This is a genomic window from Streptomyces sp. NEAU-W12, from assembly GCF_026242095.1.
Taxonomy (GTDB): Bacteria; Actinomycetota; Actinomycetes; order Streptomycetales; family Streptomycetaceae; genus Streptomyces.
Genome location: NZ_JAPJDM010000003.1, coordinates 193,550 through 207,131 on the forward strand (window position 1 = coordinate 193,550; position 13,582 = coordinate 207,131).

A 13,582-nucleotide genomic window follows, 5' to 3' on the forward strand; every position below is an offset into this window, starting at 1 on the left:
GGGGTGGATCCAGGCGGCCACGCGGACCGCCGCTACTTCGTTACCAGCCTTCCCAGGGGGGCCTGTTGAAGGGGCACGGGGCGGGGCGCGGCCGGTGTGGCCGAAGGCGCGGGCCCTCTGCCCGGAAAGGGCTGTCCAGGCCCTGCGGAGGATCCCTTTCCGGTCTTCCCCCGCTCCTGCCCCGCCTGCCGCTGCGGCCCGGGCGGGTGCAGTACGGCCACCGCGCAGGGCATCACCGGGGTGGCGCACGGCAGGAGCAGTTCCCCGCCCGCCGTCCACCGCCCGGTCCCGGCCAGCCACCCCTCGGGCGCCGGGAGATGATGCATCCGCCGCCGGGCCGGCCACCACACCCCGACCCAGCTGCCGAGCACCCCGTCGACGCGCAGCGCCACCGCGCAGCCCTCCGGCGTCAGCGCCTGGCCGGGCTGGATCGCGAACGGCGTGACCGCGCAGTCCGGCAGCCGCAGGCACTCCGGGAAGCGCACCGGCAGCGTGCTGCCCAGCACCCCCCAGCCCAGCCGCCCCTGCCCCGGCGAGGGCGCGTCCGAGCGGATCAGCAGCAGACCGCTGTCCGGGTCGGCGAGCAGGACCCGGTCGTCGCTCTCCTCGGCGATCTGCAGCAGCGGTGACACCTCGCCCCCGCGCCCCAGGTCCACGACGACCGCCTTGGTGCACCCGCCGGCCTCCCGGTCCAGGACGAGCATCCGGCCGGCGCGGTCCAGCCACGCCCCGCCCGAGCAGCGGCCCGGCACCTCGGCGACGCGCTCGGGCCCGGAGGTGCCGCCCGCCACCAGCCACAGAACCGCCGACCGCGGGCCCGCGGCGAGGGCGTACGCCCGCCGTCCGCACGGCGCGGGCGGCAGGAGCCGCAGCCGGGTCCCCTCGTCCGCGCAGGCGACCGCGCCGAGTGCCACCTCGCCCGTTCCGGGACCGGTCGGGTACAGCAGGCAGAACACGTGCCTCCCGTCCACCGGCCGGTGGACGAGGACCCGCCCGTCGCCCATGGGCTGCACCTCGGTGCCGGGCTCCTCGGGGCGGCCCCCGGGCAGCGGCACCGCGTAGGGCTCGGGGCCGTCCAGGGTCCAGCGCTCCGGGAACAGGCGGTCGCCGGCGCGGGCGAGGCGCGCGCCGTAGGAACCGTCGGCACTGAGGACGCAGCCCGGCGGCGCCGGCACCCCCTCCTCGTGCCCGGCGTCCCCGCGCTCCGTCGATGGCTCGATCGCACACATCGTCATCGTTCGGTCACCTCCGGCGACGAACGTAGTTTTCGTACGCGCGGCCGGGAGACCCACCGGACCCCGCTTCACACATAAGGGTGTCCCGGGAACGATTCCCCTGAGGAAACGGAGGCGTATGTGCTGGCCGGGGCGGGCGCCGTTCCCTCACCCGCACCGGTACTCCCGCGGCATACGGGCAGGTAGCCTTGCGGTGTGCCCCGTCTGTCTGAAGTCATCACCGCGCTGGAGACCCTGTGGCCCCCCGAGCGGGCCGAGTCCTGGGACGCGGTCGGCACCGTCACGGGCGACCCCGACCAGGAGGTCGGCCGGGTCCTGTTCGCGGTGGACCCCGTCCAGGAGATCGTCGACGAGGCGGTGAAGCTGGGCGCCGACCTGCTCGTCACCCACCACCCGCTCTACCTGCGGGGCACGACCACCGTCGCGGCCTCCACCTCCAAGGGCCGCGTGGTGCACACGCTCATCAGGAACGACGTCGCGCTGCACGTCGCCCACACCAACGCCGACACGGCCGACCCCGGCGTGAGCGACGCCCTGGCCGGCGCCCTGGACCTGCGCGTCGTACGGCCCCTGGTGCCGGACACCACGGACCCCGAGGGCCGCCGCGGGCTCGGCCGCGTCTGCGAACTGGACCACCCGCTGACCGTCCGCGAGCTCGCCGCCCGCGCCGCCGAGCGCCTGCCCCGCACCGCGCAGGGCATCCGCGTCGCCGGCGACCCCGAGGCGCTCGTGCGGAGGGTCGCCGTCAGCGGCGGCTCCGGCGACAGCCTCTTCGCCCACGTCCGGTCGGCCGCCGTGGACGCCTACCTCACCGCGGACCTGCGCCACCACCCGGCGTCGGAGTTCGCGGCGGAGCACGCCACAGGCCGCTCGCCCGCGCTGCTCGACGCGGCGCACTGGGCCACCGAGTGGCCCTGGTGCGAGCTGGCCGCGGCCCAGCTCGACGCGATCTCCGACCGTCACGGATGGGCCCTGCGGGTCCACGTCTCCGCCACGGTCACCGACCCCTGGACCGCCCACGCGGCGTCCTTCGAACCCGATACATCTGGAGCCCCCAACTGAACGCCGAGCCCGCCGACCAGATCCGACTCCTCGACGTCCAGGACTTCGACGTCCGCCTCCAGCAGCTCGCGTACAAGCGTAAGTCGCTCCCCGAGCACGCCGAGATCGAGTCGCTGACCCGGGACCTCGCCCAGCTGCGCGACCTGTACGTGGCCGCGCAGACCGAGGAGAGCGACTGCGCCCGCGAGCAGACCAAGGCCGAACAGGACGTGGACCAGGTGCGCCAGCGTGCCGCCCGCGACCAGAAGCGCCTCGACTCCGGCGCCGTCTCCTCACCCAAGGACCTGGAGAACCTCCAGCGCGAGATCGCCTCCCTCGCCAAGCGCCAGGGCGACCTCGAGGACATCGTCCTGGAGGTCATGGAGCGCCGCGAGTCCGCGCAGGAGCGGGTCGGTGAACTGTCCGAGCGGGTCACCTCCGTCCAGTCGCGGATCGACGACGCGACCGCCCGCCGGGACGCGGCCTGCGCGGAGATCGACGGCGAGGCCGCCACGGTCACCAAGGAGCGCGCGGTCGTCGCCGGATCGGTCCCCGCGGACCTGCTCAAGCTGTACGAGAAGCTGCGCGAGCAGCAGGGCGGCATCGGCGCGGCGAAGCTGTACGCCCGCAGCTGCCAGGGCTGCCGCCAGGAACTCGCGATCACCGAGCTGAGCGAGATCCGCCGGGCCGCGCCCGACACCGTGGTGCGCTGCGAGAACTGCCGCCGCATCCTGGTCCGCACGTCGGAGTCGGGCCTGTAGGGGGAGCCCTTGGAGGGGGATCCGAGGAGATCTGAGAAGAACCGAGGGGAACCGAGGAGATTTTCCCGGTGCGGGAGTTCATCATCGAGGCGGACGGCGGGTCACGGGGCAACCCGGGACCCGCCGGCTACGGGGCCGTGGTCAGCGACGCGGCGACGGGGGAGACGCTGGCGGAGGCGGCCGAGTACCTGGGCGCCACCACGAACAACGTCGCCGAGTACTCGGGCCTGCTGGCCGGCCTGCGGGCCGCGCGTGAGCTGGACCCGGAGGCGACGGTCCACGTCCGGATGGACTCCAAGCTCGTCGTCGAGCAGATGTCGGGCCGCTGGAAGATCAGACACCCCGCCATGAAGCCGCTGGCGGCCGAGGCGGCCCGCGTCTTCCCGCCGGGCCGGGTCACGTACGAGTGGATCCCGCGCGAGCGGAACGAACACGCGGACCGGCTGGCGAACGAGGCGATGGACGCGGGGCAGCGGGGCGAGCCGTGGAACGCGTCGGCCTCGCGCGCCGCACTGGACACACCGACCGCGCGACTGGCGACACCCGAGCCGCCCGATTCGCCCGAGCCACCCGAGCCGTCCGGATCGCTCGGGGAGGGCGGTGTGCGGGGGGCGGATGCCGCCGGTGGGGAGGAGCGCGGCGCCCCTGCCGGGAAGGCCACCGCTGACGTGCGGGCCGCATCGAACACGCAGGGAGGGCGGCCGGCAGTAGTCGAGCCGTCCGGATCGCTCGGGGAGGGCGGTGTGCGGGGGGCGGATGCCGCCGGTGGGGAGGAGCGCGGCGCCCCTGCCGGGAAGGCCACCGCTGACGTGCGGGCCGCATCGAACACGCAGGGCGCACGGCCGGCGGCAGCCGGGCGGTCGGGCCCGCCCGGGGACGCGGTGACGCGCGCGCCCCGGGCCCGCGCGGTGCCGGCCCCGGCCTCCGCCTCCGGCCCGGGGGCAGGCGTGCGGGGGACCGGCGAGTCCGAGGTCGGCCTCGCCGCCGATGCGGGCACCGCTCCCGTCGGAAAGACCGCCGCTGACGTGCGGGCCGCGCAGGCCGTGGCCGCCCCCGGCACGGAGACGGACACCGCCCGCGGCACCGGGCCGGCACCGGCTGCCACCCCCTCCTCGGGGTGGGCGCCCGCGGACATGGGACCGCCGGCCACCTTCGTGCTCCTGCGGCACGGCGAGACCCCGCTCACCCCCCAGAAACGGTTCTCCGGCAGCGGCGGCAGCGACCCCTCCCTCTCCGACGTCGGCCGTGAGCAGGCCGAGAGGACCGCCGCCGGACTCGCCCGGCGCGGCACGGTTCAGGCGATCGTCGCCTCCCCCCTCGCCCGTGCCCGCGAGACCGCGGGCGTCGTCGCCGCCCGCCTGGGGCTCGAGGTCACCGTCGACGACGGACTGCGCGAGACCGACTTCGGCGCATGGGAGGGCCTCACCTTCGCCGAGGTGCGCGAGCGCCACCCCGACGACCTGAACGCCTGGCTCTCCTCCCCGGACGCCGAACCCACCGGCGGCGGCGAGAGCTTCGCGGCCACCGCGACCCGGATCGCGGCCGCCCGGGACCGGCTGGTCGCCGCGTACGCAGGCCGCACGGTCCTGCTCGTCACCCACGTGACCCCGATCAAGACCCTCGTACGCCTCGCCCTGGGCGCCCCGCCCGAGGCCCTGTTCCGGATGGAACTGTCGGCGGCCTCGCTGACGGCGGTGGCGTACTACGCCGACGGCAACGCCAGCGTCCGCCTCTTCAACGACACGTCCCACCTGCGCTAGTCGAGCCGCCCGCCCGCAGGCGCCGACGGAGGCAGCCCTGCCGACGTCGGCAGGGCAGCGTGTCGGCAGGGCAGCGCCATCGCGTCAGCGAGCCGCCCCGCCCGCCGAGAGGTCCGCCGCGGCGCGGGCCAGCCGCTCGACCCGGGCCCAGTCGCGCGCCGCCACCGCGTCCGCCGGGAGCATCCAACTCCCTCCCACGCAGGCGACGTTGGGCAGCGCGAGATAGTCCGGCGCGGAGTCCGGTCCGATCCCTCCGGTCGGGCAGAAACGGGCCTGCGGAAGCGGCCCGGCGATCGCCTTCAGGTACGCCGTGCCGCCCGCGGCCCGCGCCGGGAAGAACTTCATCTCCCGCACCCCGCGCTCCAGCAGCGCCACGACCTCCGACACCGTCGAGACCCCCGGCAGGAACGGCACCCCGGACGCCCGCATCGACTCCAGCAGGACGTCCGTCCAGCCCGGACTGACCAGGAACCGCGCCCCGGCCGCCACCACCTCGCGCACCTGCCCCGGCGTGATCACCGTGCCGGCCCCGACCACCGCGTCCGGCACCTCGGCGGCGATCGCGCGGAGGGCATCCCGGGCGGCGGGTGTCCGCAGGGTCACCTCGATCGCGGGCAGCCCACCGGCGACCAGCGCCCGCGCCAGCGGTACGGCGTCGGCGGCGTCCTCGACCACGACGACCGGCACGACGGACGCGAGATCCAGTACGGATGCGGTGGCAGCGGGGGCGGGGGCGGGTGTCGATGAGGGCAGGGGGGAGCTCATGGCGACATCCTGCCCGCGGCAAAGCACCCTGCGCAAAGGGTGTTGCGCAGGGTGCAACGCAACGGTATCCCCTCTGTCGTCAGTGCACCTCTCTGCCGTCAGTGCACCTCGTCCACCAGCACGTCCAGCGCCCACGGTGTCCCCGCACGGGCCGGTGCCCGCGCCTCCACCACGTACCCGAGGTCCCGCAACGCCTCCACCAGCGCGGCGGGATCCTCCGGCGCGGCCCCGTCCGTCAGCAGACTGCGCACGATCCGTCCCTTGGTCGCCTTGTTGAAGTGGCTGACCACCTTGCGGGTCGGCGCGTGCAGCACCCGCACGGTCGCCGTCCGGGCGGCCACCTCGCCCTTCGGCTTCCACGCCGTCGCGTACGCGGCCGACCGCAGGTCCAGCACCAGGCCGCTGCCGGCCGCCTCCGGCAGCACCGAGGCCATCGGCGTACGCCAGTACGCGCCCAGCGCCCCGAGCCCCGGCAGCCGTACGCCCATCGAGCAGCGGTAGGAGGGAATCCGGTCGGTGACCCGGACCGCGCCCCACAGCCCCGAGAACACCAGCAGCGAACGGGCGGCCCCGCGCTGGGCGGCCGCGTCGAGGGAGGCCAGGGCCAGGGCGTCGTAGAGCACCCCGGTGTAGATCTCCCCGGCGGGCCGGGCCCCGGCGGTCCGCAGCTCCAGGTTCTTCGCGACCTCGCCCCGCAGCCCCTCGCTCAGCCCCAGCACCTCACGCGCCTTGTCCTCGTCACCGGCGCACAGCTCCACCAGCTCGGCGAGAACGGCCTCCCGGGCACCTGCCAGCCCCGGCAGCGACAGGGACTCGGGCTTCAACGGGGCGCCGCGGCCGGAAGCGGCCTTGCCTTCGGACGGCGGCAGCAGGACAAGCACGCGGTACTCCTCACGGTAGAGCTCAGCCGCCAGGGTACGGTGCCGGGCCCTGCGCCCGATCGGCCCACCGCCCCGTGGTCAGCGCCCGGACCAGCACGTCGGACGCGTCGGCATGGAACCGCACGAGGCGCATCTCCCGGCGCCGCCCGAAGAGGGTGACGTGGGTGACCGGTTCCGTGAGCTCCAGCGTGACCGTGGTCTGCGAACCGACCTCGAGGTTCAGCTCCCCGTCGGCCGGTTCATGGCTCATCCGCAGCTCACGCCGCACGGAGGCGATCCGCTCCAACGGTATCCGCAGATCGACGTGGACGGCCCGGCGGATCCGCAGCGTGCCGGAGTCCGGGTCCAGCACGTGGGGCCGTACGACGTTCGCGGCGTGCAGCGCGACGACGAACACGACGGTGTACACGTCCAGGAACAGCACCACCGCGTGGACAACCGGCCAGTCGAGCAGCAGCACCGACAACGCCACCGTCTCGACGACGCACACGAACGCGAGCCCGAACATGACCGCGCCCTGCCCCCGCGTGTACCCGAAGGCCGTCCCGCCCCCGACGCCATGCGTCCGCCGCGCCAGCCACAGCACGAGGCTCACCACCAACCGCAGCTCATGCCGGACAAGGGCCTGGCCCACCCGCACGCCGCCGGTCATGTCGTCAGCTCCGTCCGTTCCGTCCGCTCCTCCGTGATGATCCGCAGGGCCCGGCGGACCGCCTCCGCCTGGGCCGGGGGGAAGTCCGCGTACATGGCACGCAGGAAAGTGTTCTCCTGGCCGAGTGAGGGCGCCCCCTCCGGGAACAGGCCGGCGGGCAGGCACTCGGCGAGGACGCGGGCCGCCTCGTCCACGCGGGGGTCGTCCGGTTCGGCGTCGGCGAGTTCGTCGAGCAGCGCGTAGGCGGCGAGCACGCGCTCCACCCCGCCCGGCACCTTCATGAACCCGGTGAGCAGGCCCATCAGTTGCTCCCGCTGCTCCGGGGGCGCCGCGGTCTCGACGAGGGCGAGCATCTCGCGGTCCCTGGCGGCCATGGGAGAGTCGGACAGACCCGACACCTCCCGGAACAGCGCGGCCAGCTCGGGGGAGACGGGCCCCTCGGTGGTCGGCCCGCCCTCCGTCTCCAGCAACGCCCGCAGCCGCGCCCGGCGGTCCCGGAGCGCCGCCTCCTGCCGTGCCAGGTCCTCGTCCAGCTCGGTCAGCACCTCGACGAGGTCCTTGCCGGCGTCGTCCGCGAGCACGTCCCGCACCTCGGCCAGCCCGAGCCCCAGCTCGGTCAGCCGTCTGATCCGCGCCAGCACGACGGCGTGCCGCAGCGTGTAGTCCCGGTACCCGTTGGCCCGCCGCTCCGGCTCCGGCAGCAGCCCCAGGTGGTGGTAGTGCCGCACGGCCCGCGTGGTGACACCGACGGCCGCGGCGAGTTCTCCGATCCGCATGACTCCAGTAGAGACGTTGACGTCGCGGCAGGGTCAAGCCGGCGGCCGTGGCACCTGACGAGGGCCGTGAGCCTGTGCCACGGTCGAGTGGACGATTCCCGATATCACGGACAGGTGATCAGCCGATGTCCCAGTCTGACGGGCGACAGAAGGAGGGGCGTGACATGACTGCCATGGCCCACGAGCCGCTCACGCAGGAAGACGTCCTGCTGGAGGGCTTTCTCGCCCTGGACACCCCGGAAGGTTTCCGGGCGGAGCTGATCGAGGGGGAGATCGTTGTGACGCCGCCGCCGGACGGGGATCACGAGGACTGCATCGGACTGATCGTGGAGCAGGTCCTCGAGCGTTCCCGGATCAGGATGCAGTTCTCCGGGAACAAGGGGCTGAAGCTGCGGAGCGGTGGTGGCTGTCCGAAGGACCGCCTGATCCCGGAGGGGCACTTTCGCCCCAAGGGAGCTACGGCTCTACCGGGGAGCCGATTCCTGGATGCCCTGTGACGGGGTCGCCCTGGTCCTTGAGGTGACCTCCTCCAAGCCGAAGACCGACCGCGAGACCAAACGCCGCTGCTACGCCCGAGGCGGCATCCCCCTCTACCTCCTCGTCGACCGCGAAGCCTCCTCGATCACCCTGTTCAGCGCCCCGGAACGTGACGACTACCGCGATGACTACCGGGAGGCCTGCACCCGCCCTCTGGGGAAGACCCTGTCCCTCCCCGCCCCCTTCGCGTTCGACCTGGACACCGCCGACTTCCTCTGATCCCCCGCGGCCGGGCGTGGTGCGCAGGGCGACCGCGGTGGTCCTGGCCGCGGCGCCGAGAGCCCTGCCCCTGCCCGGTGCCACGTCGGCGGTGAACTGGCCGACCGTGTGCGCCGCCGAGTGCTTCGCCCATGCCTGGAAGACGGCCGCCGGGCAGCAGCTGAATGACAATCCGTAGTTGTGCGTGCACGGGGAGGCGTCGTAGGCTGGGTCCAGCATCAAAACAAGGCTGCGCCCAGCGCAGCAACCCCTATGGCCGCCCGTCAGGATTCCGGGGCGGCCATAGTTGTTTCCGGCGGAGGAAAGTTTGTACCTGTGCTATGTCGACGAGTCCGGCGACGGCCAGACGGTCGACCCCTCCACGCCGGAAGCGCCACCGGTCATGGTCATCGGTGGCATCGTCGTCGAAGAGTCCGCACTGCGCGCTCTCACCTGGGACTTCATCAACCTGAAGAAGCGGTTCCGCCCCACGTTGCGGACTGCCGTCAAACTGAGCGAGGTCATCCGCACCGAGATCAAGGGCTCGAGCATCCGGTCCCACCTCCGCAACGGCAACCGCAACCAGGCCCGCATGGCGCACGGTCTGATCGACAAGCTGCTGACGATGCTGGAGCGCCACGACTGCCGGGTGCTGGCCAAGATCTGCGTCAAGCAGGACGGCGTCACCAACGCGGAGGACGCGATGTACGGCGCGTCGGTCGCCTCCCTCTGCGCCCACTTCGAGCACTTCCTCGCCGGGCGCGAGGGCCGGGGTGTGGTGATCCTCGACAGTCGTACGAAGAGCAAGAACGTCGACAACGTCCACTGCGTCACGACCCGGAAGTTCCGGGTGGGCGGCGACCTGATGCCGCACCTCGCCGAGTCGCCGGTGTTCGGCCACAGCGACTCCCACATCGGCCTGCAGATCGCCGACCTGCTGGTCTCCGCCGTCCTCTTCCCGGCGGCCTGCGCCACCTACGCGGAGGACCTGACGTGGAACACCCACTGCCATCCCGCCTACGCGGCCATAAGGGATCGCCACTGCCCTCGTGTGGGTGAACTGCAGCATCGGTACCGGACGGCAACGGGCAAGTGGACGGGTGGAGTCGTGGTGTCGGACCGGCGACGCGGGCGGTCGGCGGCGGAACTGTTCCGGGTCGCCGAGCGGGCGCCCGTGCCGACGGCGCTCATTCCCACTCAGCAGCCTCCCGCCGCCCCTGCCGTGACCGAGTCGTGAAATCCGACCCGGACACCGCCGACTTCCTCTGATCCCCTGCGGCCGGGAGTGCCGGGTGACGAACGTACGGGAACAGGCCGGCTGGGCCGGGGCGCGGCTCGGGCGCTGCGGGCCGTCGGCCGACCTGCTCACCACGTGCTTCGACCGGCACGGGTACGCCCCGCACGCCCACGACGAGTTCACGGTCGGCGTCACCGTCGGCGGCCTGGAGGTCCTCGCGTACCGCGGTGGGCGCATCGTCTCCGGACCCGGCACCATCGTCGTCCTCGAACCCGGTGAGATGCACACCGGCGCCCGGCCGCCTCGCCGGTCCGGGGCTCGGCCCGGTGGGAGTGGGCGTCCTCGCCGTCCCGCACCTGACCGGCGGCAACGCCCGCTCACTGGCGGAGGTGCTGGTGACGGTCCTGGGCTACGCCGTCGCCCCGCTGATCGCCGCCCGTCATCTGAAGCAGGTCCCGCCCCTCCGGCTCACCGCCGTCTGCCTGGCGCTCGCGGCCCTGGTCCACGCCCCGGCCGCGGTACTCACGAGGCCGGCCGAGATGCCCTCGGCCGAGATGCCCTGATCTCCTTCGCGGCCCTGGGCGCCGTCTGCACGGTGGTCGCGTTCGTCGCCTTCCTGGGACTGATCAGGGAGGCGGGGCCGACCCGGGCGAGCGTCATCACGTACGTCAACCCGGCGGTCGCCGTGACGGCCGGGGTGTTCCTCCTCGGCGAGCCCTTGACGACGACGGTCCTGACCGCGTTCGGCCTGATCCTCACGGGTTCGGTCCTGGCGAGGCCGCCGCGCCGAAGCGGGGCTCACGCCCGGTACCATGGTCGGCACGGCAGACGAGCCGGGCGGACGGCCGCGTGGAGTCCCTTGCGGGACTTCCCGAGGAACGTCCGGGCTCCACAGGGCAGGGTGATGGCTAACGGCCACCCGGGGTGACCCGCGGGACAGTGCCACAGAAAACAGACCGCCGAGGGCTCCGGCCCCCGGTAAGGGTGAAACGGTGGTGTAAGAGACCACCAGCGCCTGGGGCGACTCAGGCGGCTAGGTAAACCCCACCCGGAGCAAGGTCAAAAGGAAACACCCCGGTGTTTCTGCGCGGATGTTCGAGGGCTGCCCGCCCGAGTCCGCGGGTGGACCGCACGAGGCCGGCGGCAACGCCGGCCCTAGATGGATGGCCGTCTCCCCGGCCGCCGCGAGGCGACCGGGCGACAGAACCCGGCGTACAGCCCGACTCGTCTGCCGCCTTCGTTTTTTGCGGGTCATGAAGCAGTGCGTCCCGGGCGAACGGGGGACGGCAGGGTCCTGCGGATCGAGATGGCGCGGCTTCCCGGAGACAGCCGTCCGCGGTGTCAGCGGCTGCACAGTCACGCACCGGTCCAACCGCTGACCGTCCGCCGACCACATCTCGCTCATGTCGCCTCTGCCGAGTAGCTCAGCCGGTTCGTGGCGGCCGTCGGTCGGCTCGCCCTTCGCCGTGTGCTGGTTCCACACCAGCCTTTCCCGCACGCCGTCGACGCCCCGGGCTGCCAGTGGCCTCGGAGAAGCCGTGCACCGAACCGACCGGGTGGCGTCCGTTTTCTGTGCGGATTCCGGTAAGGGGCGCACCGGGATGCGAGGTGTGGTGATCGAGGCATGGCTCGCTGCTGCCGCGCCGTGCCCCTCCTCGTTCCGGACGGCCACACCGGGGCAGCCGGCCGGCGTGGTGGTGATCGTCCACGCCGGACCCGGTGGACTCGGACCCGTGCCGCGTATGCCCGGCACAAGGGCCTCGGTTCCATGGGCTGTTGGAGAATGGATTCGAGTAGGGTGTCGGTGATGTCGACATCGCCTCTCTTGCTGCCCGGATCTGGCGCGGGCCTGTCCGTTTGTGGCGCTGTGGAGGCCGCGACGGTCGTCAAGGGCCGGGCGTAATAGCGAAGGGGACGTGAGGGACCGGTGCTGTCCGGTATTCCTGATCGGCAGGCGGACCAGGGCTCCGGACGCCTGATCGCCGACCGCTATCTGCTGCACGACATGCTCGGCAGGGGCGGCATGGGCACCGTCTGGCGGGCGCACGACCAGCTGCTGGACCGTCAGGTCGCCGCGAAGGAACTGCACATCGCCGCCGGCGGCGACGAGGAGCACCGGGTGCGGATGCGCCGCGCGGTCCGTGAGGCGCGTGCCGTCGCCCGGGTGCCGCACCCCCATGTGATCGGTGTCCACGACCTGGTCGAGTACGAGGACCGGCTCTGGATCGTCATGGAGCTCGTGCAGGGGCCCTCGCTCGCCGACCACGTGGCCAGGACCGGGCCCCTCACCCCGCAGTACACCGCGGCCCTCGGCCTCCAGCTGCTCGACGCGCTCGGGGCCGTTCACGTCGCCGGGACACTGCACCGCGACGTCAAGCCGGGCAACGTGCTGCTCCGCCCGGACGGCGGCGCCGTGCTCACCGACTTCGGCATCGCCGCCCTGGACGACGGCGAGTTCCTCACCTCGACCGGCCAGCTCGTCGGCTCCATCGAGTACATGGCTCCGGAGCGGGCGCTGGCGCAGGAGTCCGGGCCCGAGTCCGACCTGTGGTCGCTGGGCGCGACCCTGGTCACGGTCTGCGGCGGGCAGTCCCCCTTCCTCCGGCCCGCGTACCCCGCGACGCTGCACGCGGTCGTGTACGACGAGCCCGTGCTCCCCGAGCAGCTCGGCCCGCTCCGCCCCGTGGTCGAGGCGCTGCTGCGCAAGGCGCCGGGCGCGCGTCCCGCCGCCGGGGACGTGGCGGCCGCCCTGCGGCGGGTCGCGGCGGGGGAGACGGACACCGGTCCGCTGCCCGCGGCCGATCCCGGTGCGGCCCGGTTCGCGGACGGTGCCGTGAACGGCGCGGACACCGTCACCGGCCTGCACCGGCAGCCCGTCCGGGCGGGGGACACCCTGCTCGTGCCCGCGGGTGGGGCCGGGGCCGCGGGCGGGGCCGGGGGCACCGCGGTCCACACCGCCGTGCCGGTGCCCGCGCGGCGCCGGCCGGGGCGCCGCCGGAAGTGGCCGGGACCGGTACTCGCCGGTGCCGCCGCGCTCGCCGTGGGGGTGGGCGGCGGCCTGTTCCTCGTGGGCGCGCCCCCGTTCCAGGCCAAGGAGCAGGGGCGGGAGGAGAAGGCGGCCGATCAGGGGCAGGAGAAGGTGAACGGCCGGGAGCAGGAGCAGGAGAAGGGCGTGGAACCACCTGCGGTGACCTCTGCCGAGCAGGTCGTTGCGGCCGACGTGGGCTGGCAGCCGGTGAAGGAGGCGGTGGTCCGGGAGGGCGACAGCGTCACCGTGCGGTTCCGGGAGGGCGAGTGGACGGTCGACAGCAAGGCCATGCCCATGACCGGGCCCACCGGCTACGACGCGGAGAACGACCGGAAGCTGGAGTTCGCGAAGGACTGCAAGGTCGACCCCGAGGCGCCGTTCGGCACCCTCCTGACGCGCCTGTCCGGTGCCCAGGACGCGCAGGTCCGTCCCGTCGGGGACGCCGTCACCTTCCAGGCGGCCGGCGACGGCATGGTCGAACTGCGCGTCAACGACGGCGAAGGCTGCCTCCAGGACAACCAGGGCGAGCTGACCGTGTCCGTGGAGATCACCCACACCCCGTGACGGGGCCCCCGTCCGCTCCCGTCCCTCGGCCCCGTGCCCGGGGGCCGGTCACCCGAAGGGGGCGCGGGGCACGGCGCGACCCCTGCGGCCGGGCGGTCGCGTGTGCCGCGACCTCATGGCAGCGCGACAGCAGCGCGCACGTCACGT

At 73.6% G+C, this 13,582-nt stretch carries 11 protein-coding genes, 1 other RNA gene and 3 pseudogenes; 10 read left to right on the forward strand and 5 right to left on the reverse strand.

Going from position 1 to position 13,582, the window contains the following annotated elements:
- Positions 1–32: 32 nt before the first annotated feature.
- Positions 33–1,235 (reverse strand): hypothetical protein, encoded by a 1,203-nt coding sequence (locus ORI94_RS05135; RefSeq protein ID WP_266072872.1) that lies wholly within the window; start codon positions 1,233–1,235, stop codon positions 33–35.
- 195 nt (positions 1,236–1,430) lie between these two features.
- On the opposite strand from ORI94_RS05135, the gene ORI94_RS05140 reads away from it, so the two are divergent.
- From ORI94_RS05140 to ORI94_RS05150, 3 genes are all read left to right on the forward strand, one after another.
- Complete coding sequence (locus ORI94_RS05140) at positions 1,431–2,297, forward strand: Nif3-like dinuclear metal center hexameric protein (RefSeq protein ID WP_266072874.1); 867 nt, start codon at positions 1,431–1,433, stop codon at positions 2,295–2,297.
- Positions 2,294–3,037 (forward strand): zinc ribbon domain-containing protein, encoded by a 744-nt coding sequence (locus ORI94_RS05145; protein WP_266073219.1) that lies wholly within the window; start codon positions 2,294–2,296, stop codon positions 3,035–3,037. Before ORI94_RS05140 ends, ORI94_RS05145 begins: the two co-directional genes overlap by 4 nt.
- 68 nt (positions 3,038–3,105) lie before the next feature.
- On the forward strand, positions 3,106–4,797 hold the full coding sequence (locus tag ORI94_RS05150; protein ID WP_266072876.1) for a bifunctional RNase H/acid phosphatase: 1,692 nt from the start codon (positions 3,106–3,108) through the stop codon (positions 4,795–4,797).
- Between the two features lie 84 nt (positions 4,798–4,881).
- Here ORI94_RS05150 and eda read toward each other — a convergent pair whose 3' ends face one another.
- The 4 genes from eda to ORI94_RS05170 form a co-directional block, all read right to left on the reverse strand.
- The gene (eda, locus tag ORI94_RS05155; protein WP_266072878.1) at positions 4,882–5,562 is read right to left on the reverse strand and encodes a bifunctional 4-hydroxy-2-oxoglutarate aldolase/2-dehydro-3-deoxy-phosphogluconate aldolase; all 681 of its coding nucleotides are present in this window, start codon (positions 5,560–5,562) and stop codon (positions 4,882–4,884) included.
- Positions 5,563–5,660: 98 nt separating this feature from the next.
- Positions 5,661–6,443, reverse strand: coding sequence for a peroxide stress protein YaaA (gene yaaA, locus ORI94_RS05160; RefSeq protein ID WP_266072879.1), 783 nt, complete (start codon positions 6,441–6,443; stop codon positions 5,661–5,663).
- A 22-nt stretch (positions 6,444–6,465) separates the two neighbouring features.
- Complete coding sequence (locus tag ORI94_RS05165; RefSeq protein ID WP_266072881.1) at positions 6,466–7,095, reverse strand: hypothetical protein; 630 nt, start codon at positions 7,093–7,095, stop codon at positions 6,466–6,468.
- Positions 7,092–7,871 (reverse strand): MerR family transcriptional regulator, encoded by a 780-nt coding sequence (locus tag ORI94_RS05170; RefSeq protein WP_266072883.1) that lies wholly within the window; start codon positions 7,869–7,871, stop codon positions 7,092–7,094. The genes ORI94_RS05165 and ORI94_RS05170 overlap by 4 nt, the downstream gene beginning before the upstream one ends.
- A gap of 164 nt (positions 7,872–8,035) precedes the next feature.
- On the opposite strand from ORI94_RS05170, the pseudogene ORI94_RS05175 reads away from it, so the two are divergent.
- The 7 genes and pseudogenes from ORI94_RS05175 (at position 8,036) to ORI94_RS05205 (ending at position 13,435) form a co-directional block, all read left to right on the forward strand.
- Positions 8,036–8,627: pseudogene (locus ORI94_RS05175) on the forward strand (Uma2 family endonuclease).
- A gap of 16 nt (positions 8,628–8,643) precedes the next feature.
- Positions 8,644–8,805 (forward strand): hypothetical protein, encoded by a 162-nt coding sequence (locus ORI94_RS05180; RefSeq protein WP_266072884.1) that lies wholly within the window; start codon positions 8,644–8,646, stop codon positions 8,803–8,805.
- A 129-nt stretch (positions 8,806–8,934) separates the two neighbouring features.
- Positions 8,935–9,843: a DUF3800 domain-containing protein gene (locus tag ORI94_RS05185; protein WP_266072885.1), complete on the forward strand. Its 909-nt coding sequence runs from the start codon at positions 8,935–8,937 to the stop codon at positions 9,841–9,843.
- 55 nt (positions 9,844–9,898) lie between these two features.
- Positions 9,899–10,135 (forward strand): annotated as a pseudogene (locus tag ORI94_RS05190) (AraC family ligand binding domain-containing protein); the annotation flags it as partial.
- A pseudogene (locus ORI94_RS05195) lies at positions 10,124–10,555 on the forward strand (EamA family transporter); the annotation flags it as partial. The pseudogenes ORI94_RS05190 and ORI94_RS05195, both read left to right, overlap by 12 nt.
- Positions 10,556–10,672: 117 nt before the next feature.
- An RNA gene (rnpB, locus tag ORI94_RS05200) (RNase P RNA component class A) lies at positions 10,673–11,074 on the forward strand.
- Between the two features lie 696 nt (positions 11,075–11,770).
- Positions 11,771–13,435, forward strand: coding sequence for a serine/threonine-protein kinase (locus ORI94_RS05205; RefSeq protein ID WP_266072887.1), 1,665 nt, complete (start codon positions 11,771–11,773; stop codon positions 13,433–13,435).
- The last annotated feature ends 147 nt before the right edge of the window (positions 13,436–13,582 follow it).

Coding starts and splice junctions, on each gene's coding strand:
- ORI94_RS05135 (WP_266072872.1), bottom strand. CDS start 1,235: ATGACGATGTGTGCGATCGAGCCATCGACGGAGCGCGGGGACGCCGGG.
- eda (WP_266072878.1), bottom strand. CDS start 5,562: ATGAGCTCCCCCCTGCCCTCATCGACACCCGCCCCCGCCCCCGCTGCC.
- ORI94_RS05165 (WP_266072881.1), bottom strand. CDS start 7,095: ATGACCGGCGGCGTGCGGGTGGGCCAGGCCCTTGTCCGGCATGAGCTG.
- ORI94_RS05170 (WP_266072883.1), bottom strand. CDS start 7,871: ATGCGGATCGGAGAACTCGCCGCGGCCGTCGGTGTCACCACGCGGGCC.